Annotated in this window: 20 protein-coding genes; 3 read left to right on the forward strand and 17 right to left on the reverse strand. The window is 62.8% G+C overall.

Going from position 1 to position 22,263, the window contains the following annotated elements; all coding sequences use genetic code 11:
• The first annotated feature begins 71 nt into the window (after positions 1 to 71).
• Complete coding sequence (crp, locus tag IF690_RS26945) at positions 72 to 716, forward strand: cAMP-activated global transcriptional regulator CRP (protein ID WP_009051139.1); 645 nt, start codon at positions 72 to 74, stop codon at positions 714 to 716.
• Here crp and IF690_RS26950 read toward each other — a convergent pair.
• From IF690_RS26950 to IF690_RS26965, 4 genes are all read right to left on the reverse strand, one after another.
• On the reverse strand, positions 713 to 1,414 hold the full coding sequence (locus IF690_RS26950; RefSeq protein ID WP_202698100.1) for a lipoate--protein ligase family protein: 702 nt from the start codon (positions 1,412 to 1,414) through the stop codon (positions 713 to 715). The two genes, crp and IF690_RS26950, sit on opposite strands and share 4 nt — an antisense overlap.
• A 67-nt stretch (positions 1,415 to 1,481) precedes the next feature.
• On the reverse strand, positions 1,482 to 2,318 hold the full coding sequence (gene trpC / locus IF690_RS26955) for an indole-3-glycerol phosphate synthase TrpC (RefSeq protein ID WP_202698101.1): 837 nt from the start codon (positions 2,316 to 2,318) through the stop codon (positions 1,482 to 1,484).
• A complete protein-coding gene (trpD, locus tag IF690_RS26960) occupies positions 2,315 to 3,364 on the reverse strand; it encodes an anthranilate phosphoribosyltransferase (protein ID WP_009051142.1) in 1,050 nt (349 codons plus the stop codon). The genes trpC and trpD overlap by 4 nt, the downstream gene beginning before the upstream one ends.
• Positions 3,365 to 3,373: 9 nt before the next feature.
• Entirely contained in the window at positions 3,374 to 3,967 is a 594-nt protein-coding gene (locus tag IF690_RS26965) for an aminodeoxychorismate/anthranilate synthase component II (protein WP_007930170.1), read from the reverse strand.
• Between the two features lie 409 nt (positions 3,968 to 4,376).
• Between IF690_RS26965 and estP the strand changes: the two genes are divergently transcribed.
• Entirely contained in the window at positions 4,377 to 6,287 is a 1,911-nt protein-coding gene (gene estP / locus IF690_RS26970) for an esterase EstP (protein ID WP_202698102.1), read from the forward strand.
• A gap of 66 nt (positions 6,288 to 6,353) precedes the next feature.
• Here estP and trpE read toward each other — a convergent pair whose 3' ends face one another.
• From trpE to IF690_RS27020, 10 genes are all read right to left on the reverse strand, one after another.
• Positions 6,354 to 7,835 carry an anthranilate synthase component I gene (gene trpE / locus IF690_RS26975; RefSeq protein ID WP_202698103.1) on the reverse strand — a complete coding sequence of 494 codons (1,482 nt, stop codon included), beginning with the start codon at positions 7,833 to 7,835 and terminating at the stop codon, positions 6,354 to 6,356.
• Between the two features lie 70 nt (positions 7,836 to 7,905).
• Entirely contained in the window at positions 7,906 to 8,724 is an 819-nt protein-coding gene (locus IF690_RS26980; RefSeq protein WP_202698104.1) for a phosphoglycolate phosphatase, read from the reverse strand.
• A complete protein-coding gene (rpe, locus tag IF690_RS26985; protein ID WP_202698105.1) occupies positions 8,721 to 9,395 on the reverse strand; it encodes a ribulose-phosphate 3-epimerase in 675 nt (224 codons plus the stop codon). The genes IF690_RS26980 and rpe overlap by 4 nt, the downstream gene beginning before the upstream one ends.
• A gap of 79 nt (positions 9,396 to 9,474) precedes the next feature.
• Entirely contained in the window at positions 9,475 to 10,623 is a 1,149-nt protein-coding gene (locus IF690_RS26990) for an iron-containing alcohol dehydrogenase (protein WP_202698106.1), read from the reverse strand.
• A 132-nt stretch (positions 10,624 to 10,755) separates the two neighbouring features.
• A complete protein-coding gene (locus tag IF690_RS26995; protein WP_202698107.1) occupies positions 10,756 to 11,580 on the reverse strand; it encodes an ABC transporter permease in 825 nt (274 codons plus the stop codon).
• 13 nt (positions 11,581 to 11,593) lie between these two features.
• A complete protein-coding gene (locus IF690_RS27000) occupies positions 11,594 to 12,841 on the reverse strand; it encodes an ABC transporter permease (RefSeq protein ID WP_202698108.1) in 1,248 nt (415 codons plus the stop codon).
• A 68-nt stretch (positions 12,842 to 12,909) separates the two neighbouring features.
• Positions 12,910 to 13,953 carry an ABC transporter substrate-binding protein gene (locus IF690_RS27005; RefSeq protein ID WP_202698109.1) on the reverse strand — a complete coding sequence of 348 codons (1,044 nt, stop codon included), beginning with the start codon at positions 13,951 to 13,953 and terminating at the stop codon, positions 12,910 to 12,912.
• A 44-nt stretch (positions 13,954 to 13,997) separates the two neighbouring features.
• A complete protein-coding gene (locus IF690_RS27010) occupies positions 13,998 to 15,122 on the reverse strand; it encodes an ABC transporter ATP-binding protein (RefSeq protein WP_097306720.1) in 1,125 nt (374 codons plus the stop codon).
• 348 nt (positions 15,123 to 15,470) lie between these two features.
• Positions 15,471 to 16,100 (reverse strand): response regulator, encoded by a 630-nt coding sequence (locus tag IF690_RS27015; protein ID WP_007926150.1) that lies wholly within the window; start codon positions 16,098 to 16,100, stop codon positions 15,471 to 15,473.
• A gap of 55 nt (positions 16,101 to 16,155) precedes the next feature.
• Positions 16,156 to 18,549: a PAS domain-containing sensor histidine kinase gene (locus IF690_RS27020; RefSeq protein ID WP_202698110.1), complete on the reverse strand. Its 2,394-nt coding sequence runs from the start codon at positions 18,547 to 18,549 to the stop codon at positions 16,156 to 16,158.
• A gap of 74 nt (positions 18,550 to 18,623) precedes the next feature.
• Here IF690_RS27020 and IF690_RS27025 point away from each other — a divergent pair, with 74 nt between their 5' ends.
• Positions 18,624 to 19,622, forward strand: coding sequence for an alpha/beta hydrolase family protein (locus IF690_RS27025; protein ID WP_202698111.1), 999 nt, complete (start codon positions 18,624 to 18,626; stop codon positions 19,620 to 19,622).
• Positions 19,623 to 19,701: 79 nt separating this feature from the next.
• On the opposite strand, the gene IF690_RS27030 is transcribed toward IF690_RS27025, so the two are convergent.
• Genes IF690_RS27030 through IF690_RS27040 form a run of 3 tightly spaced genes read right to left on the reverse strand, consistent with a single transcriptional unit; the run spans position 19,702 to position 22,164 of the window.
• Entirely contained in the window at positions 19,702 to 20,469 is a 768-nt protein-coding gene (locus tag IF690_RS27030) for a TerB family tellurite resistance protein (RefSeq protein ID WP_202698112.1), read from the reverse strand.
• Position 20,470: 1 nt separating this feature from the next.
• Positions 20,471 to 21,142, reverse strand: coding sequence for an N-acetylmuramate alpha-1-phosphate uridylyltransferase MurU (gene murU, locus IF690_RS27035; RefSeq protein WP_202698113.1), 672 nt, complete (start codon positions 21,140 to 21,142; stop codon positions 20,471 to 20,473).
• The gene (locus IF690_RS27040) at positions 21,139 to 22,164 is read right to left on the reverse strand and encodes an aminoglycoside phosphotransferase family protein (RefSeq protein ID WP_202698114.1); all 1,026 of its coding nucleotides are present in this window, start codon (positions 22,162 to 22,164) and stop codon (positions 21,139 to 21,141) included. The genes murU and IF690_RS27040 overlap by 4 nt, the downstream gene beginning before the upstream one ends.
• Between the last annotated feature and the right edge of the window lie 99 nt (positions 22,165 to 22,263).

The following is a 22,263-nucleotide window of genomic DNA, read 5'->3' on the forward strand; positions in this document are numbered from 1 at the left end:
TGTCGGCGATCCTGCTTGACCGCCCCATAAAAAAACCAAATCACACCGTGCTGTCTTTTCGGGATACAACCATGGTTGCTCTTGCCCCTACACCCAAGATCAAGAACCTCGACAAGCTGTTGATGCACTGCCAGCGCCGCCGTTATCAGGCCAAGAGCAACATCATCTGCGCCGGCGACCAGTCGGACACGCTGTTCTTCATCATCAAAGGCTCGGTCACCATCCTGATCGAAGATGACGACGGTCGGGAAATGATCATCGCCTACCTCAATGCCGGGGATTTTTTCGGCGAGCTGGGCCTGTTCGAACAGGCCGGACATGAGCAGCAACGCAGCGCCTGGGTACGCGCCAAGGTCGAATGCGAAGTTGCGGAGATCAGCTATGCGAAATTCCGTGAGCTGTCTCAACAGGACCCGGACATTCTGTACGTGCTCAGCGGCCAGATCGCCCAGCGTTTGCGCAACACCACCCGCAAGGTCGGCGACCTGGCGTTCTTCGACGTCACTGGACGCGTGGCCCGCTGCCTGCTCGAACTGTGCAAGCAGCCAGACGCCATGACCCACCCGGACGGCATGCAGATCAAGGTGACCCGTCAGGAAATCGGGCGGATAGTCGGCTGCTCACGGGAAATGGTCGGCCGGGTGCTCAAGGACCTCGAAGAGCGCAACCTGGTCCATGTCAAAGGCAAGACCATGGTGGTGTTCGGCACCCGCTAGAGCGGCAGGAACTGCGCCAGCATCTGCCGATACAGGACATCCAGGCGCTCGATGGCATTCGGCGCGGCGAACGCCTCATGCAAGGCGATGTGGCTCTCGGCACGGCAACGCTGCTCCAGGCCACAGGCCTGGTTGAAACGATTGACCGCCGCGACCATGGTTTCCCGCTCGTCATCCAGCAACAGCGCGCCATGCACCAATCCCACCGGGCGCGTCCCGCCCTTGCTTTGGCGCCAGCGCTGGGCGGTACCGACCATCTTGCGCCCGTTGAGATTGACGTTGAACCGGCCATCGCAGAAAGCGCCCTCGACTTCCCCCAGGGAAGGCTCGCCTCCCAACTCGGAGAGCAGGTCGCAGATTGGCTGGCACAAACGGCGATAGCCGGTTTCTATCCGGTTCTGATCACCCTCACTGCGAGGCGGTGCATAAACCAGCGCGATATTCACCGTCGCCGCCGATTGCGGCACCGGTTCCCCGCCGGTTTCCCGCAGCAACACCGGCCAGCCACTGGCGGCCAGCGCCTCGCAAGCCTGCTCGAACCCCGGCAAACGACTCAAGCGCCGCGGCATCACCAAGGCCCTGTCGCTCGGCTGCCAGAACAACAGGCCATACTCCTGGTCACCGCTGCATACCTGGGCGAGCAGATCCTGTTCGGCCTGCAGGCCGGCTTCGACGGTCAGGGAAAGGGGTTGGGTCATGGCAGTAAAGGTCCTTTGCGATAGGTATAAAAAAGCCGGCGGCGCCGGCTTCTTCATCAACTCAGGTTCAGTCCAGGGTCGAACCGCTCACCGGCACGCCCCGCTCCGGGAAGAACAGGCGTTGCAGCTCCAGGCCTGGGCTCTCGGCCCGCATGAAGGCCTCACCCACCAGGAAGGAGTAGACGTCGCTGATTTCCATCAGCTCGACATCGGCCCGGTTGAGGATACCGCTCTCGGTGATCACCAGCCGATCGCGCGGAATCTGCGGCAACAGATCAAGGGTGGTCTCCAGATTGACCTCGAAGGTGTGCAGGTTGCGGTTGTTGATGCCCACCAGTAGCGTGTCGAGGGTTTTCAGGGCGCGTTGCAGTTCGTCGCCATCATGCACTTCGACCAGCACATCGAGGCCCACACCTTTGGCCACGGCCGCCAACTCAGCCATCTTGGCATCATCCAGCGCAGCCACGATCAGCAGCACACAGTCGGCACCCAAGGCGCGGGCTTCGACGATCTGGTACGGATCGATCATGAAGTCCTTGCGGATCACCGGCAGCGAACAGGCGGCACGCGCTTGTTGCAGGTAGGTGTCGGCGCCCTGGAAGTAATCGACATCGGTGAGTACCGACAGGCAGGTCGCGCCGCCTTTCTCGTAGCTCTTGGCGATTTCCGCCGGCACGAAATGCTCGCGGATCACGCCTTTGCTCGGCGAGGCTTTCTTGATTTCGGCGATCACCGCCGGCTGCTTGAGCTTGGCCTGGTCGAGCAGTGCCTTGGCAAAGCCGCGCGGCGCATCCGCGGCGCGGGCCAGGCCTTCGAGCTCGGCCAGGCTTACCCGTGCCCTACGCTCAGCCACTTCCTCGACCTTGCGAGCGAGGATTTTTTCCAGAACCGTCGGCACACTCATCCTTCATTCTCCTGCTTGAATACCGCGGTAAAGGCGCCTAATTCCTCAAGCTTCTCGCGGGCCAGCCCGGTGTGCAAAGCATCATGGGCCAGGGCCACACCCTCTTTCAGGCTGCTGGCATGGTCCGCCGCATAGAGCGCAGCACCGGCATTGAGCACGATCATCTCCGCCGCCTTCTGCCCATGCTCGGTCTTGCGCCGCCCCAGGGCATCGCGAATCAACTCGAGCGATGCCGCGGGGCTTTCGACCACCAGGCCGAACAGGCTCTGGCTTTTCATGCCGAGGTCTTCGGGCTGTACCCAATACTCAGTGATCTGGTCATCTTTCAGTTCAGCGACAAAGGTCGGCGCGGCGATACTGAATTCATCCAGGCCATCCTGGGAGTGCACCACCAGCACGTGCTTGCTGCCCAAACGTTGCAAAACTTCGGCCAATGGCCGGCACAACGCCTGAGTGAACACACCCACCACCTGATGTTTCACGCCGGCCGGATTCGTAAGCGGGCCGAGCATGTTGAACAGGGTGCGCAGGCCGAGATCGCGGCGCGGGCCGGCGGCGTACTTCATGGCACCGTGATGGGACTGGGCGAACATGAAGCCGATGCCGACGTTGTCGATGCAGCGGGCGACCTGCACTGGCGTCAAGTTCAGGTAGATACCGGCGGATTCGAGCAGGTCGGCACTGCCGCTTTTTCCGGACACCGCACGGTTGCCGTGCTTGGCGACCGTGCAACCGGCTGCCGCGACCACAAAGGAAGAAGCCGTGGACACATTGAAGATGTTCGCACCGTCACCGCCGGTGCCGACCACATCGACCACGCCGTCGAGGGTTTTCAGCTCGACCTTGTCCGCCAGCTCGCGCATGACCGAAACAGCGCCGACGATTTCGTCGATGCTTTCGCTTTTCATGCGCATGGCCATCATGAAGGCGCCGATCTGTGCATCGGTGCACTGGCCGGTCATGATTTCACGCATGACCTGGCGCATTTCATCGGTGCTCAGATCGAGATGGCCGACAATACGGCTCAGGGCAGTCTTGATATCCATGGAAAGTCCTTAGCGCGTGCCGCCGCTCTGTTTGAGGAAGTTGGCGAACAGCTCGTGGCCCTGCTCGGTGAGAATAGACTCGGGGTGAAACTGCACACCCTCGATATTCAGCGTCTTGTGGCGCAGCCCCATGATCTCGTCGACAGAGCCGTCTTCCAACTGGGTCCAGGCGGTCAGCTCGAGACAGTCCGGCAACGTGTCGTGCTTGACCACCAGGGAATGGTAACGGGTCACGGTCAGCGGATGGTTCAGACCGGCGAATACCCCTTTATCCTGGTGAAATACCGGGCTGGTCTTACCATGCATCACCTGCCGCGCCCGCACCACATCGCCACCAAAGGCCTGGCCAATGGACTGGTGGCCCAGACAGACGCCCAGGATCGGCAACTTGCCGGCGAAATGCTTGATCGCTTCGATGGACACACCGGCTTCGGTCGGCGTGCAAGGACCGGGCGACACGACGATCCGCTCAGGGTTGAGCGCTTCGATTTCAGCCACGGTCAGTTCGTCGTTGCGCACCACCTTGACCTCGGCACCCAGCTCGCCAAGGTATTGCACAACGTTATAGGTAAAGGAGTCGTAGTTATCGATCATCAGCAACATGGGGATTACAACCTCTTGAATTCACTGACTTTTAATACAGCCTTCAGTGGACTGCCCGCTGACAGGCCCGCCGGAGGTTGCAATCACTCAACCAGCACAAGCGGAGTCGAACAGGGGTACAGAAGGCAAAACGGTACAGGTCCGGCCAGGCCGGCAGAGAAAGTTAGGCGCGCCAACGCCAACGGGCGTGTGCCTTAACAACTCGCATCAAGAGTTTGCTGACGATCAACACGGGGAAGGTCTCATTCATACGTTCAGGCACAGTAACTTAGCTGAGCAGAGGGTGCAATATGGCGCGACCGGCGCCCAGGCAGACACGCGATATGGCCCATGGCTATAGCTCAAGCACAAAAATTTTTGGTACTTTCGTTCCGCTCTCTACAACAATAACTAAAAAGCGGACTTACTTATGATCAAAAAGATGCTGTTGGTACCACTCGCTAGCAGTCTTTTGTCTTTAGCCTGTGCTCAAGCGATCGCAGCCCCCTCCCCTTATTCCAGCTTTATCGTGTTCGGCGACAGCCTCAGCGATGCTGGACAGTTCGCCGATCCCGGCGGTCCCGCGGGAGCGACCACACGTTTTACCAACCGCACCGGGCCGGTCTACCTGGATGGCAGCGGAGAACTCCGTTCCGCCAACTCGACCCAATTGCTCGGCGCCAAATTGGGGTTCTCGGACGACCAGCTTGCCGCATCGACCTCGGCCACCCGCGCCAGCGAAGGCCTGCCTGACGGTAACAACTGGGCGGTCGGCGGTTATCGCACCGACCAGATTCTCGATTCGATCACCACCACCTCAACCACCGGCAGCCGCAGCCGCCCGGGTTATCTGGTGGCCAACAATTTCCGCGCCGACCCGAACGCCCTGTACTACCTGGAGGGTGGTGGCAACGACTTCCTCCAGGGTGGCGTCACCAGCCTCGACCAAGCCAATGCTGCGGCCGGCCGCCTGGTCGACAGCGTACAGGCCCTGCAACAGGCCGGCGCCCGCTACATCATGGTCTGGCTGCTGCCGGACATCGGCCTGGCCCCGGTAGTCAACGGCAGCCCGTTACAAGGGTTCACTTCCCAGCTCAGCGCCCAGTTCAACACCGAGTTGGTCCGGCAACTGCAGACGGTCGATGCCGAAGTCATTCCTCTCAACATTCCCACGCTTTTGAAGGAAAGCTTCGCCAATCCGGCACAGTTCGGCCTGGCTACCGACCAGAACCTCACCGCCACCTGCTTCAGTGGCAATGGCTGTACGGAAAACGCCCGCTATGGCATTCACAGCGCTACACCGGACCCGAGCAAGCTGATCTACAACGACGCGGTCCACCCCACCGAAGCCGGCCAGCGGCTGATCGCCGATTACGCTTACTCCCTGCTGGCAGCGCCCTGGGAAATAACCCTGCTCCCGGAAATGGCCCAGGGCACCCTGCGCGCCCATCAGGATGAGCTGCGCAACCAGTGGCAGGCCGATTGGGAAAACTGGCAGGGCGTTGGCCAATGGCGGGCGATTGTCGCCGCGGGCGGCCAGCACCAGGACTTCGACAGCCAGCGCAGCGGCGCCAGTGCCGATGGCAACGGCTTCAACCTGAACATCGGCGGTAGCTACCGGATCAATGAGGCCTGGCGAGTGGGGATGCTGGCCGGTGCCTATCGGCAGAAGCTCGAAGCGGGCAGCAACGACTCGGACTACAAGCTCAACACCTACCTGGGTACCGCCTTCGTCCAGTACCAGCAAAACCGCTGGTGGGCCGACGCGGCAGCCACCGCCGGGCACCTGGACTACGACAACCTCAAGCGCAAATTCGACCTGGGCCCCAACGAACGCGGGGAAAAAGGTGATACCAGCGGCGATATCCTGGCCTTCAGCGCTCGCCTGGGCTACGACATCGCGCAGCAGGCCAGCAGCCCGTGGCACCTGTCGCCATTCATCAGCGCCGACTACGCGCGGGCCAAGGTCGACGGTTACTCCGAGGATGGCAATGACTCCACCGCCCTGACCTTCGATGACCAGAAACGCACCTCTCGGCGCCTGGGCATAGGCTTGCAGGGCAAGTATCAGATCACCCAGAAAACCCAGGTGTTCGGTGAAATCGCCCATGAAAAGGAATACGAGGACGATACCCAGAAGCTGACCATGGCCCTCAACAGCCTGCCGGATAACCGCTACACCCTGGAAGGCTACACCCCACAGACCAACCTGAACCGCCTGAACCTCGGGGTCAGCCACAAGCTCACCCAGGACCTGGCCCTGCGCGCCAGCTACAACATCCGCAAGGACGATGACTTCACTCAACAAGGCATCAATGTCGGGGTCAGCCTCGACTTCTAAACCGCAGGCAATAAAAAACGCTGCCCCTTTGAGGAGGCAGCGTTTTTTTATCGCCCGCTATCCGACTCAGCTATCGGGCGTCTGCTCGGCCAAGGCCACCGCGCGGAACATGGCGCGACGCTTGTTCAGGGTTTCTTCCCATTCCAGCGCCGGTACCGAGTCAGCGACTATGCCGCCACCGGCCTGAACGTGCAGCTCGCCGTCCTTGATCACCGCCGTACGAATGGCGATAGCGGTGTCCATGTTGCCGTTCCAGGCGAAATAACCCACCGCTCCGCCATACACACCGCGCTTGACCGGCTCCAGCTCGTCGATGATTTCCATCGCGCGGATCTTCGGCGCCCCGGACAAGGTACCCGCCGGCAGAATCGCCCGCAGCGCGTCCATCGCGGTCAACCCAGCCTTCAATTGGCCGGTGACGTTGGAGACGATGTGCATCACATTGGAATAACGCTCGATCACCATCTTCTCGGTGAGCTTCACCGAGCCGATCTCGGAAACCCGCCCGGTGTCGTTGCGCCCCAGGTCGATCAGCATCAAGTGTTCGGCGATTTCCTTGTCGTCAGACAGCAGGTCCTTCTCCAGCGCCAGGTCCGCCTCTTCGTTGGCGCCGCGTGGGCGGGTGCCGGCGATCGGGCGAACGGTAATCAGGTTGTCTTCGACCCGAACCAGTACTTCCGGCGAACTGCCGACCACATGGAAGTCGCCGAAGTTGAAGAAGTACATGTAAGGCGTCGGGTTGAAGCAGCGCAGGCCGCGGTACAGGTCGATCGGCGCAGCCTTGAAGTCGATGGACATGCGCTGCGACGGCACCACCTGCATGCAGTCGCCCGCCAGGATGTACTCCTTGATGGTGTCGACGGCACGCTCGTAGTCGCCCTGGGTGAAGCTGGAGCGGAACACCGGGTCGGCCGCCTGCTGCTTGCTGAAGTCCAGGCCAGGACGTGGGGTGATGGGCTGGCGCAACTTCTCCAGCAGTGCCTGCAGACGCGCCTGGCCTTGTTCGAAGGCATCGTCCTGGGACGGGTCGGCGAGGACGATGGCGTGCATCTTGCCGGCAAGGTTATCGAACACCACCACGGCGTCGGAGACCATCAGCAGAATGTCCGGCACGCCGATCGGATCCGGGTTCGGGCACTTGCCCAGGCGCTTCTCCACGTAACGCACACAGTCGTAGCCGAAATAACCGACCAGGCCACCATTGAAGCGCGGCAAGCCCGCGACGGTCGGCACCTGGTAACGCGCCTTGAATGCTTCGACGAACGCCAGTGGATCGGCCACGTCATGACTTTCGGTCTCGACGCCATCGACGGTCACGCTGACATGGTGGTCATGCACCCGCAGCACGGTGCGGCAGGGCAGGCCGATGATCGAGTAACGGCCCCACTTCTCGCCGCCCTGCACCGACTCCAGGAGGTAGGAGTTGGGCTGGTCGGCCAGTTTCAGGTAGATCGACAGCGGCGTGTCGAAGTCGGCCAGGGTTTCGCAGGCAAGCGGGATGCGGTTGTAGCCGGCAGCGGCCAAACGCAGGAATTCTTCGCGGATCATGGGGTGCCTCGTGGCTTGAGGTTCTGACAGTCAGGTATGCAAACGCGCCGGAAGACCGGCCAGGAACAAGTCAGGCGCGCCAACGCCAGCGGGCCAGGGCCTTGATGACTTTCATCCAGAGTTTGCGAGTGACCACCACGATGGCGTTTCCAGGAGGGGGTTGGACAGTGTCGGGCAACGTTATCTCAGCGGCCGGATCCAGGCAACCGGGAATTAGCTGGCGCAGATCGTCGATCACCAGGGCCGGCATTTCCTCGGCAATCGGCCGTCCGTGATTGTAGCCATAGCTCAATGCCACGCACTTCACACCCGCGGCTTTCGCCGCCTGCACGTCGCTGCGCGAGTCACCGACGAACAGCGATTGCGAGGCCGGGATACTGGCCATTTTCATGACGAAGAACAGGGCGGCCGGGTCGGGTTTCTTCTGCGGCAAGGTATCGCCACCGATGATCCAGCGGAAATAACGGCCGATCTTCATCTGATCCAGCAAGGGCGCGACGAAACGCTCCGGCTTGTTGGTGATCAGCGCCATTTCGACACCCTGCTTGTGCAGCCATTTGAGGGTATCCCGCACGCCAGGGTAGACCACGGTCAGTTCGTGGCCATCCTCATAGGCGCTGTTGAACAATTCGAGCCCGCGCTCCGCCTCGACATCGTCGACGCCCTGCGCCGCAATGTCGTTGGCCAGGGCCCGGCGCACCAGCATCTGCGCGCCATTGCCGACCCACTCGCGCACCGCCTCGATACCGGCGGGCGGACGCCCCAGTTTGAGCAGCATCTCGTCCACGGCCGCCGCAAGGTCGGGAACCGAATCGACCAGAGTGCCATCCAGGTCGAACATCACCAGCCGCGGCAGACGCCCCGGGAACAGCTGCTCGAAACCGCTCATGGACGAGCCAGCGCCAGTTCGGCGCGCATCTTCTCGATCACGTCCTGGTAGTTCGGCGCATTGAAGATCGCCGAACCCGCCACGAAGGTATCGGCACCCGCGGCAGCGATTTCGCGGATGTTGTTCACATTCACCCCGCCGTCGATTTCCAGGCGGATATCGCGACCGCAAGCGTCGATCAATGCACGGGCCTCGCGCAGCTTGTCGAGGGTGCCCGGGATGAACTTCTGGCCACCGAAACCCGGGTTGACGCTCATCAGCAGGACCATGTCGACCTTGTCCATGACGTACTTGAGCACGTCCAGCGGGGTGGCCGGGTTGAACACCAGGCCAGCCTTGCAGCCGCCTTCGCGGATCATTTGCAGGGAACGGTCGACGTGCAGCGTGGCTTCCGGGTGGAAGGTGATGTAAGTCGCGCCAGCCTCGATGAAGTCGCCGATGATGCGGTCCACCGGGCTCACCATCAGGTGGGCGTCGATCGGCGCGGTGATGCCGTACTTACGCAGGGCAGCGCAAACCATAGGGCCGATGGTCAGGTTGGGTACGTAATGGTTGTCCATGACATCGAAGTGCACGATATCGGCGCCAGCGGCGAGAACATTGTCCACTTCCTCGCCCAGGCGGGCGAAATCGGCAGAGAGGATCGACGGAGCAATTGCGAAGGGCTGCATGACGCACCTTTTTGAGCAGAATCACGGTGGCGCGCATTGTATACCTCATGCTTTGGCGCGCGCACCGTGACTGCGATGATCAGTAAGCCGCGCGATAGATCTTCTCTATATCGCCCGGGCTCAACTTGCGCGGGTTGTTGCGCATCAGGCGCTCGATCCCCGCGGCCTCCACCGCCATGGACGGAATGGCCTCCTCCGGTACCCCGAAGCTGCGCAGCCCCGATGGAATCTCCACCGTGGCGCAGAGCTGGGTCATGGCCTCGACGGCCTTGTCGGCAGCCTCGGCCGCACTCAGATGTGCGGTCTTCACCCCCATGGCCTCGGCGATATCCTGCATGCGCTCGACACAGGCCATCTTGTTCCAGGTCATGACGTACGGCAGCAGCAAGGCATTGCTGACGCCATGGCCGATGTTGAAGCGCCCGCCCAGCGGATAGGCCAGCGCGTGCACCGCGCCGACCCCGGCGTTGCCGAAGGCCATGCCGGCCATCAGGCTGGCGGTGGCCATGTCTTCGCGGGCCTGCAGGTGGGCAGGATTGGCGTAGGCCTTGGGCAGCGCCTGGACGATCAGCTTGATGGCGCCAATGGCCAGGGAGTCGGTGATGGGCGAGGCGTTGAGCGACAGGTAGGACTCGATGGCGTGCACCAGGGCGTCGACACCACTGGCGGCAGTCACGCTACGCGGGCAGGTCAGAGTCATCTGCGGGCTGACCAGCGCCACATCCGGCAACAGGTAGTCGCTGACAATGCCCTTTTTCAGCTGCGCGACCTTGTCCGAGAGAATCGCCACATTGGTGACTTCGGAGCCGGTACCGGCCGTGGTGGGGATGGCGATCAGCGGCGGCCCCTTGCGCGGCACCTGGTCGATACCGAACAGGTCTTCCAGCGCACCATGATAACCAGCGTAGGCCGCGACGCTTTTGGCAATGTCGATGGCACTGCCGCCGCCCAGGCCGATCAACCCGTCGTGCCCGCCCTCGCGGTAAACCTGCATGCAGTCTTCGACGATGGCGATTTCCGGGTCGGGCAGCACCCGGTCGAAAATCTCGTAGTCCCGCCCACCCAGTTGCGCCAGCGCCAGTTCCACGGTACCGGACTTGACCAGCACGGCATCGGTGACGATCAGCGGATTATCGACATCCAGGCGGCTCAACTCGGTGGACAGTTGCTCGATGGCGGCAGAACCGGTGAGCAGCTTGTGGGCGATTTTGAAAGAGGAAAGACTCATGTGCGCGGCCTCTTATAAAGGTGGGAGCTGGCACAAGAGTAGCTGGGGATTCGGGGTTGTCTGTTATTTCAGCGATGAATACCGCAACAGACCGCTCCCCCGGCCTGCGCGGGAGCGATCCGGGCGGGGTGATCAGACCGGAGCGGTTCGCAGCTTTTCGCTGCGGCCACGCAGCCATTCCAGGGTCAATAGCAGAATCACCGAGAAGGCGATCAGCAGCGTCGCGGCGGCGGCGATGGTCGGGCTGAGGTTTTCGCGGATACCGCTGAACATCTGCCGGGGCAAGGTGGCTTGCTCGGGGCCGGCGAGGAACAGCGTGACCACCACTTCATCGAACGAGGTGGCAAAGGCGAACAGCGCGCCGCTGATCACCCCCGGGGCGATCAACGGCAGGGTCACCCGGCGGAACGTCGTCAGCGGCGAAGCGCCGAGGCTGGCCGCGGCCCGCACCAGGTTCTGGTTGAAGCCCTGCAAGGTGGCCGAGACCGTGATGATCACGAAAGGCACGCCCAGCACGGCGTGGACGATGATCAGCGAGAAGAAGCTGTTGCCCATGCCCAGGGGCGCGAAGAACAGGTAGCTGGCCACGCCGATGATCACCACCGGCACCACCATCGGCGAAATCACCAGTGCCATCACCAGTGCCTTGCCGGGGAAATTGCCGCGAGTCAGGCCGATCGCCGCCAGCGTGCCGAAGACCATCGCCAGCACGGTGGCCGCCGGGGCGACGATGATGCTGTTCTTCAGCGCGCGCATCCATTCCGCCGAGCCGAAGAAGTCGTGATACCACTGCAGCGAGAAGCCTTGCAGCGGGTACACCAGGAAGCTGCCCGAGTTGAACGACAGTGGAATGATCACCAGCACCGGCAGGATCAGGAACAACAGGATCAGGCTGCAGAGAATCCGCAAGCTGTAGAACCAGACCCGCTCGACGGGCGACATGTAAGGGCTCAGCATTTCGACTCTCTCCTTAGCTCAGGCGCAGGCGACTGGCGCCCACCAGCCAGCTGTAAATCAGATACAACACGATGGTCGCCAACAGCAGCAGGCCGCCCAGCGCAGTCGCCATGCCCCAGTTGATGCTGGTGTTGGTGTAGAAGGCGACGAAGTAGCTGACCATCTGGTCGTTCGGGCTGCCCAGCAGCGCCGGGGTGATGTAGTAGCCGATGGCAAGGATGAACACCAGCAGGCAACCGGCGCCGACACCGGCATAGGTCTGCGGGAAATACACCCGCCAGAAGCTGGTGAACGGATGGCAGCCGAGGGAAATCGCCGCGCGCATATAGGTCGGCGAGATGCCTTTCATCACGCTGTAGATCGGCAGGATCATGAACGGCAGCAGGATGTGCACCATGGAGATGTAGACCCCGGTGCGGTTGAACACCAGCTCCAGCGGCTTGTCGATCACGCCCATGGCCATCAGCGCGCTGTTGATCAGGCCGCCCGATTGCAGCAGCACGATCCACGCCGCCACACGCACCAGGATCGACGTCCAGAACGGCAGCAGCACCAGAATCATCAGCAGGTTGCTCTGGCGCGCCGGCAGGTTGGCCAGCAGGTACGCCAGTGGGTAAGCCAGCACCAGGCAGATGCCGGTAATCACCAGGCCCATCCAGAAGGTGCGGGCAAAGATATCCAGGTAGATGGCCTGGTCAGGGGTCGCCGGGGCGATCTCTCCCAGGTCGTCGATCCGATGGTCGACGGCGGCCAGCAGGTAGAACGGGGTCAGGTTGCTGGTGTTGCGGCGTACCGCCTGCCAGTAGGCCGGGTCGCCCCAGCGCTCGTCGATCGCTTCCAGCGCGTCCTTGTAGGAAGCCGGCTCCTCCTTGAACGGCAAGGCACGAGCGGTTTTGGTCAGCAGGCTGCGATAGCCGGCCAACTCCATGTTCAGGCGCTTGGACAGGTCGCCCAGGGTTTGCTGCTTGCGCGCTTCGGCCAGGTCTTCGCTCAGTGCCTTGTACACCGGCTCGGCCGGCAGGCCGCGTCCGTCCCAACCGGCCACGGCGACCACGGTGCGCGGCATGCCTTCGACCACCTCCGGGTTGCCGACGCTCTTGTACAGCAGCGCTGCGATAGGCACGAGAAACACCAGCAGCAGGAACAGCACCAGAGGCGCGATCAACGCTTGTGCCTTCCAGCGGTTGACCCGCTCGGCGCGCGCCAGGCGCTGCTTGAGGCTGGGGCTGGTGACCTCGTTCAGGGGAACGCTAATGGCCATGACGAACTCCGCAAATCTTTAAACGGTAACGGCGTCACCCACAGGTGACGCCGCCCATGCATGACGCCTTACTTGGCCGCCCACGAGTTGAAACGCTGCTCCAGTTGCTCGCCGTTGTCAGCCCAGAAGCTGACGTCGATCTGCACCTGGTTGGCGATGTTTTCCGGGGTGGTCGGCATGTCTTTCAGGATGTCCTTGGCCAGCAGCGGGACTGCCTGGGTGTTGGCCGGACCGTAGGCGATGTTTTCCGAGTAGGTCTTCTGCTGCTGCGGCTGCACCGAGAAGGCAATGAATTTCTTCGCCGCTTCCGCGCGGGTCTTGTCCAGGCCCTTCGGAATGGCCCAGGCATCGAAGTCGTAGATACCGCCGTTCCATACGACTTTCAGGTTGCTTTCCTTCTGTACCGCGGCGATCCGGCCGTTGTAGGCCGAGCTCATGACCACGTCACCGGAAGCCAGGTACTGCGGCGGCTGGGCGCCGGCTTCCCACCACTGAATGCTTGGCTTGAGTTCATCGAGCTTCTTGAAAGCGCGATCCTGACCGTCCTTGCCGGCCAGCACCTTGTACACATCCTTGGGCGCCACGCCGTCGGCCATCAGGGCGAATTCCAGGGTGTACTTGGCGCCTTTGCGCAGGCCGCGCTTGCCCGGGAATTTCTTGGTGTCCCAGAAATCCGCCCAACTGGTCGGCGCGCTCTTCAACTTGTCGGCGTTATAGGCCAGGACGGTCGACCAGACGAAGAAACCTACGCCGCAAGGCTGGATCGCGCCCTTGACGTAATCTTCGGCCTTGCCGAACAGCTCGGGATCGAGCTGCTCGAACATGTCTTCGTCGCAACCGCGGGACAGCTCCGGCGACTCGACTTCCACCAGGTCCCAGGACACGCTCTTGGTGTCGACCATGGCTTTGACCTTGGCCATCTCACCGTTGTATTCGCCAGCGACGATCTTGCCGTTGCCCGCGGCTTCCCACGGGGCGTAGAAGGCCTTGACCTGGGCCGCCTTGTTCGCCCCGCCAAAGGACACCACGGTCAGGTCCGGGCCCGCCGCCATCGCGTGCGCCGCGCCCACCAGGGCCAATGTCAAAGCGGTGAATTTCAGGGATCTAGACATTTATTGTTCTCTCCACGTGCAGGGTTGGTGAAGCAAGGGGGCGATCAATGCGCCTCTAGAAGTGGGTCGAGCGCGCGAACGTGCTCGACCTGCCAGCCAAGCGGAACCACATCGCCCACCGCCAGCTCCGGATCGAGCTCGGCAATCGGCTGTTTCACGAAGAAGTCGGTCTTGCCACAGACTTCCAGGCGAACCCGGACGTGGTCGCCCAGATAGATGAATTCCGCCACCCTCCCTGAGAAGCGGTTGACACAACTTTCGCTGGAGCCGTTGAGGCTCACACGCTCCGGACGAATCGACAGGGTCACCGGCTCGCCGGTCTTGCCGACATTGACCGCCAGCGCCTCGACCTTCTCGCCGCGCCCCAGCTCGACCACGCAGCGGTCACCGCTGTGGCTGTGCAGGCGGCCGTTGAGACGGTTGTTCTCGCCGATGAAGTTGGCGACGAAGGTGTTCTTCGGCTCTTCGTAAAGGGTCCGTGGCGGGGCGATCTGCTGGATTTCGCCCTGGTGGAACACCGCGACCCGGTCGGACATGGTCAGGGCTTCGCCCTGGTCGTGGGTCACGTAGACCACGGTCACGCCGAGGCGCTGGTGCAGGTGCTTGATTTCCATCTGCATGTGTTCACGCAGCTGTTTGTCCAGCGCGCCGAGGGGTTCGTCCATCAGCACCAGCTGCGGCTCGAACACCAGCGCCCGGGCCAGGGCCACCCGCTGCTGCTGGCCACCGGACAGTTGCGCCGGATAACGCTGGGCGAAGGACTCGAGCTGGACCATGCTCAGCACGCGCTTGACCCGCTCGCTGATGTCGGTCTTGCTCAGGCCACGTACCGACAGCGGGAACGCCAGGTTCTCGGCCACGGTCATGTGCGGGAACAACGCATAGTTCTGGAACACCATGCCGATGTCGCGCTTGTGCGGCGGCACGTTGTTGATCGCGCGCCCGGCCAGCTGGATTTCCCCGGCGGTCGGAGTCTCGAAACCGGCCAACATCATCAGGCTGGTGGTCTTGCCGGAGCCGGATGGCCCGAGCAGGGTAAGGAACTCGCCTTTGCGAATTTCCAGGTTGAGGTCTTTGACGATCAGGTTTTCGCCGTCGTAGCTCTTTTGCACACCACGGAAACTGACCAGTACATCACTCGCCCCAGCGCTTGAATCGACCTCGCTCATACCCACACCTTTTGTTTTTTGACGGCTGTGGACTAAGCCTAGTGGAGGCCACAAGCCTCGCAAATCGGGGGGTATGAGAGATTGGCCTCAGCCGGATGGAAGGTTCCTTGTAGGAATCCCCCTACAAGGATGGCGCGATTGGACAAGTCCCGGCACACGCCTGACGCGGTTCATGGCCATCAGCCGGTTTGGGTGTCGCAAATGGGTACGTGTAGCCGCTGCCACAGGCTCGATCGAGGGCGAAGCACTCGTGATCCAGGCAACGCGATCGAGCTGAAAATCCCCAGGGCCAGGTTTAGCGACAACTGCGCTGCTGATCGCAGCCTGCAGCAGCGGCTAAAGATCCATTCAGAGCAGCTTGTGCTCCATCGCGTACTTCACCAGTTCGGCCAGGGAGGTGATGTTGAGTTTCTGCATCAGCCGCGCCTTGTGGGTACTGATGGTCTTGCTGCTCAAGGCCAGTTGCTGGGCGATATCGTTGACGTTGGCGCCCTGGGCCAGCCGTTCGAACACGGAGAATTCACGCTCCGACAGCAGGGAATGCAGGGGCCGGGTATCCGTCAGGCCGACTTCGAAGACCATCCGGTCGGCCAGTTCCGGGTCGATATAACGCCCACCCGCCGCCACCTTGCGGATCGCCGTCAGCAACAGCGCCGGGTCGCTGTCCTTGGTGGCATAACCGGCCGCTCCCACTTTCAGCGCCCGGGCCGCCATCTGCGCTTCGTCGTGCATCGACAGCACCAGGATCGCCGGTGGATTGTTCAGCGCGCGGATCCGCGGGATCGCCTCCAGGCCGTTGACGCCAGGCATGGAGATGTCCAGCAGCACCACCTCGCAAGGCACATGGCGCAGGGTTTCCAGCAACTGCTCGCCATTGCTCGCCTCCCCCACCACTGTCAGGTCCTTGGCCAGGCCGATCAACTGCTTGATGCCTTCGCGAACGATGGTGTGGTCTTCGGCTACCAGTACACGGATCACAGCTCGTACCTCTTCTTATTAATGACGATCTCTGCAGCGGCGAGCCTGCTCGTGCCTACAGCTCCAGCGGCACGGTAACGCTCAGGGTGGTGCCTTCGCCCAGCTGACTGTCCAGGGTCAGGCTGCCGCCCATGATCAGTACCCGCTCGCGCATGCCGACCAGACCGAAGGACGTCGGCCGCCCGGCCTCGACCACGAAACCCTGGCCGTCGTCGCTGATGGTCATGCACAGCTGGTTGTGCTCGAGGCTCAGGGTCAGTTCGACAGTATGCGCCTGTGCATGACGCATCACATTGGTCAGCGCCTCCTGGAGAATGCGGAACAGACCGATGGCCTTGGCGTCGCTGAGCATCGGCAGATTGTCAGGCACCTGCACCAGGCAAGGAATCTGCGTGCGTGCCTCGAAGCGCCGCGCCTGCCACTCGATGGCCGACGCGATCCCGGCATCGAGAATCGGCGGGCGCAAGGCCGTGGCCACATCGCGCACCAGCTGGAACAACTGGGCGATCAGGCGCTTCATGCTATTCAAGCGTTCGTGCAGCCCCGGATCGAGTTGCGCGTAGGCCAGCTCGCACATCGAGGTCTCCAGCTTGAGCACGGTGAGCATCTGCCCCAACTCGTCGTGCACTTCCCGGGCGATGCGGGCCTTTTCCTCTTCGCGCACGCTTTCCAGGTGCGCCGACAGCTCGCGCAGTTGCTCGCGCGAACTGGCCAGTTCCAGTTCGATGCGCTTGCTTTCGCTGATGTCCCAGACGATGCCGTCCCAGACATAGGCGCCATCCTCGAGTTGGCGAGTGATGGCCTTGATTTCCGCCCAGCGCTGTTCGCCCTGCCGGGTCAGGATCCGCCCCTGCCAGGACCAGTCGCTGTCGGTATCCAGGGCATGGTCCTGGGTCTGGTGATAGCTGGCCCGGTCTTCCGGGTGCACCAGGCTGCGCAGCCCTATGTCGCGGTGGCTGAGGGTCGCCGGGGAGTAACCCACCAGGCTCTCGCTGCCTTCGCTGATGTAGGCGAAATCGATCTGCCCGGTCACCGGCGCCCGTTCCAGGCGGAACACCAGCCCCGGTACGTTGGCGGCGATCCCCTGCAACCGCGCTTCGCTTTCCTGCAGGGCGGCCAGGGCGCGACGACGCTCGGTGACGTCAGTGAGGTAAACCACCAGGTATTCGCCATCGCGAAAGCGCAGAAAGCTCAGCGACACATCGGCCGGCAGGATGCTGCCGTCGGCGCGGACACACTGGGTCTCGAAGCTGGGTGGCGCGTCCTCGCTGGCCCGCGCCCGCTTCCACAGGCCAAGCCAGCGGTCCATGTGCAGGTTGGGTTCGAAGTCGCTCAACGGCCGGTCGACCACCGCCCCCGGCGCATAGCCCAACATGCTTTCGGCCGCGCGGTTGGCGTAGCGCACATGGCTATCCCAGTTGACCCAGAGAATGCCCACCGTGCTCTGGTCGATGGAAAACTGGGTCAGGCGCAAGGCTTCTTCACTGGCCTCGCGCCGGGCCAGGTCCTCGCGGGTGGTCAGCAGCCGCTGCTCGAGCGCCTGTTGCTGGCGCCGCTGCCAGATAACGATGGCCATGCTCGCCAACAGCAGCACGACCAGCAGCAGGCTGAGGTTCTGCCAGAAGCCGCGGGACTCGCTCAGCCGCGGATACTTGGGCTGCAACCAGCGATTGTGCAACTGCTCCAGGTCCTTGGCGGCGATACCGTGCAAGGCGCGTTGCACGATGTCCGCCAGCTCGGGCCAGTCACGCCGGGTAGCCACCCGCAGCAGCTGCGGCAAGCCGATATCGCCTACCACCGCCAGGCCGGCGAATTCCGGTTCCGCTGACAAACGACTGAGCTGCGCCTCATCGATCACCGCATAACGCGCCTGCTGGCTGAGCAGCAATTGCAGGGCCTGGCGCTCCAGGGGCACGCCTTGCAGATTGAGATTGGAATAGGTCGCACGCAGGTAGTCCGCCACCGCGCTGGGCATGCGCACCGCTACGCGGGTCTGGCTGTCGAGCTTTTCCAGCTCCACCGCGCCGGCGCCCTTCTGCTCGCCGACCACCAGTTGCGGGACGCGCATATAGGGATCGGAAAACTGCCAGAGCCGCAGGCCAGCCGGGGTCTGGCTCAGGCCCGGGGCCATATCGACTTCACCGGCGCGCACCGCCGCTTCCAGTTGCGCCTGATCGGCAAAGTTGCGCCAACTCAGCTCGACCTTCATCGCCTGGGCCAGCCACTGCATCAGTTCGATATTGGCGCCGGACAAGCGTTGCAGCCGCCGGTCGTACTGGGCGTAGGGGGCCTGGAGCACCACGCCGACCCGCAGTTCCCGGTGCTGTTCCAGCCACCGCTGGTGCTCGGGGCCCCACTGCGCCTGGGCAATATGCGGCGCTGGCACCGCCCAGGCCATCAAGGGAAGGCAGATACAGCCGATAACCAGCAGGCAGCGAAAACGCATCATCTGAAGTCTCACACACTGACAAATACTGACCAACCCATTAGGCTGCCGGGATTACTTCTGGCCTGGAATAACCGATGCCCCTTGTCCACCGCACGGCACTGCCCGCATTGTGCCTGTCGCTAATCCTGCCTTGTGCCTTTTCGGTCGAGGCGGCCGATCCGCAACCCGCCCCGGCAGAACAGGCTGCCGCGGAAAAACCGGCCGAACGCCAGCCGCTCCTTGAGCGTAGCCAGGAAGACGCCGCGGCCCTCGAACGCGTCATACCGACCGGCGAACAACAGTCATTGCAAGCCGGCAGCGAGAGCTTTCTGGCCCTGTGGAAGCCGGCCAACAGCAGCGACCCCAAGGGCGCGGTGATTATCATCCCTGGCGCTGGCGAAACCGCCGACTGGCCTCAGGCAATCGGCCCTTTGCGCAACAGATTGCCGGATGCCGACTGGAGCAGCCTGAGCCTGACCTTGCCCGACCTGCAGAGCGATGCGGCGCAACCGCGCATCGTCGAGGCCGACCCTGCGCCCGCGACCGCCGACACTAGCAGCAAAGATGCCGCCACGGCAGCGCCCAAACCGATCGAACAGGCCGCCGGTGGCGAAGCCGAGATTACCGATCGCGCGGCGGTGGAGAGCAGCGAAGAGCAGGCCAAGGCCGACGCCGAGCGGATCTTTGCCCGTATCGACGCCGCGGTGACCTACGCCCAGCAGCAGAACGCCCGCAGCATTGTGTTGCTGGGTCATGGCAGCGGCGCCTATTGGGCCACGCGCTACCTGAGCGAAAAACAGCCGCCGGAGATTCAAAAACTGGTGCTGGTGGCCGCCCAGACTCCGTCCATCGGCAAACCCGGATTGGCGGAGATGGCCCCAACCCTGAAGCTGGCGACCGCCGACTTTTTCTACAAGGACAACGTGCAGGCTCGCAAGAACGCCCTGGAACGCCTGCAAGCGAGCAAGCGCCTGAAGAACGCCAACTTCACCCAGATCTCGCTCAACGCCCTGCCGGGCAACAGCAGGGCCGAAAACGAACAGCTGTTCAGACGCGTACGCGGCTGGCTGAGCCCGCAACCTGCGCAGGACTGAATCCCGCCACGCCCACCCCGCTCCTGTTTTTGACAGGACGCGGGACCGGGCGCGGGGCATTTCCCTCTAGCGCCTCTCTCTAACGAAAATCCCGACGCTCGCGGATCAGCGCATAAGCGCTGTGCAGTTCGCGGGTTTTCTCCGTGGCTTCTCGCACCTGCAACGGGCTTGCGCCGCTGCCGGCAATCTTGTCCGGGTGATGGCGACTGAGCAGGCGCCGGTAGGCACGCTTGATCTGCGAAGGCTCACTGGTCGCCGAGACCCCCAGCAGGCGCAATGCGTCCTGATAGGTGCCACTGCTGTTGGCCAACGGTTTTTTGCTCGGCTCATAGTCCGCCGCCAACGCCTGCACCTGCTGCACAGTCCAGCCCAGCCACTTGCCCCAGAGCAGGATCAGCTCGCGCTCGGCGGGGCTGGCCCGGCCATCGGCCCAGACCATCCGCCAGCAGGCACGCAATACACCCTCGGCGGCATGGGGCTGCGCCGCCAGGCGTCGCAGGTAGCCCCGCAGCCGATCGTTACCCGACTTGCCCCGATTGAATGCAGCAATGGCGCGGCGCTGCGCGGCTTCGCCCATGTCCAGCGAGCGCATTTCCAGGCGCGCCTGCTGGATATGCCCATCGACCACCCGGCCATCGCTTTTCGCCAACCGCCCCAGGAGTACGAACAGCAGTTCATCGTTGCGCAGCGCCGGTCGACCGCCCAGACGCTCACGCAGCTGGGCCCAGCTATGCAGTTGCAGGCGCCGGTCCAGCGCCTGTCCCAACAACGCTCCCAGCATGGCCCCCGGGATACTGGCTATGGCAAAGCCAGCCCCGGCTCCGATCAGAGTCCCTGGCCACAACATATCAGTGACTCGCTTCTAACAAGGTTTCGACTTCCGCCAGGCGCTCATGGGTCCCGACATCGACCCAGTGTCCCTGCAAGCGCTCGCCGCTGACCTGTCCATCGGCCATGGCCTTGCGCAGCAGGGGCGCCAGTTTGAACGCGCCCGGTGTGCAGCCCTGGAACAGGTCCGGGTGCAACACCGCGATCCCGCTGTAGGTCAGGGTCTGCGCACCCGGCTCGGCGTCCCGCACCCGGGCATCGCTGAGAATGAAGTCCCCGGCGGTGTGGTGAGCCGGGTTATCCACCAACACCAGGTGCGCCAGCGCATCCAGCGGACGGTTCAACGAATGAAAATCGTAATCGGTCCAGACATCGCCGTTGACCACCGCAAAGGGTTCGTCGCCCAGCAACGGCAAGGCGCGGAAAATACCACCGCCGGTTTCCAGCGGCTCGCCCTCCGGCGAATAGCGGATGCTCACGCCGAAGCGCGAGCCATCGCCCAGGTGGTCCTCGATCTGCTGCCCCAGCCAGGCGTGGTTGATGACAATCTCGGTAAAGCCCGCCCGGGCCAACGCCCGCAGGTGGTACTCGATCAGCGGCACACCGGCGACGCGGATCAAGGGCTTGGGGGTGTTCAGGGTCAAGGGGCGCATCCGTTCGCCCTTGCCCGCGGCCAGAATCATCGCCTTCATACACAGGCTCCGACCGGTTGCCGCAGGCTGGCCAACAGCTCACCCAACTCCGCCAGCTCCGGTCGACGAGCCACGACGGCTTCTATATAAGCGAAGAAACGCGGCACATCGCCCAGGTAGCGGGGCTTGCCATCGCGGTGGCAGATCCGCGCGAAGATCCCGATCACCTTGAGATGGCGCTGTACGCCCATCAGGTCGCTGGCGCGCAGGAAATCCTCGAAATCGGGCTGTACCGCGATCCCGAGCCGGGACGCTTGCTGCCAGTAGTCTTCCAGCCAGCCGCGCACCCGCGCTTCGGGCCAGCTGAGAAAAGCATCCTTGAACAGGCAGGTGACGTCATAGGTCACCGGGCCGTAGACCGCATCCTGGAAATCCAGCACGCCCGGATTGGGCTCGCTGAGCATCAGGTTGCGCGGCATGTAGTCACGATGCACCAGCACCTTGGGCTGGGCCAGGGCGCTGTCGATCAACAGCTCGCTGACCCGCTGCCATTGGCCGCGCTGGCGCTCATTCAGCTCGACGCCCAGCTCGCGTCCGACGTACCACTCAGGGAACAGTTCCAGTTCGCGGCGCAACAAAGCGACGTCATAACTGGGCAATGGCGCATCCATCGGCAACTGCTGGAAAGCCAGCAAGGTTTGCAGTGCATCCTTGAACAGGGCGTCGGCATTTTCACCGTCGATCACGTCCAGATAGGTTTTGTTGCCCAGGTCATTGAGCAAAAGAAAGCCTCGCGACAAGTCTTCTGCATAAATTTTCGGCACATTGGTTGCGGATTTTGCCAACAGATGGGCGATATCCACGAAGGGTTTGCAGTTTTCCTGGGGCGGTGGAGCATCCATCACGACAAAGCTGCGACCTTCGCCTTCCCAGCGGAAATACCGCCGGAAACTCGCGTCGCTGCTGGCCGCGGTCAATGTGGCCGGGGGCACCGGGCCCCAACCGTTAGAGGCATAAACAATCGACAACTGCTCATCGAGCCAAACTTTCAGGTGTTGCAAGCGTACATCTTGGTCAGGCATTGCAAGGGTCTCCGACGGCGCTAGCCGTCAAGCGGGTCATGCTTTATTATCCAGCATCTTTTTCAGACCATCGAGAGGCGTGCGGCCCACACCGCGGGC

It is taken from the genome of Pseudomonas sp. SK3(2021) (assembly GCF_016772375.1).
GTDB lineage: Bacteria > Pseudomonadota > Gammaproteobacteria > Pseudomonadales > Pseudomonadaceae > Aquipseudomonas > Aquipseudomonas chlororaphis_I.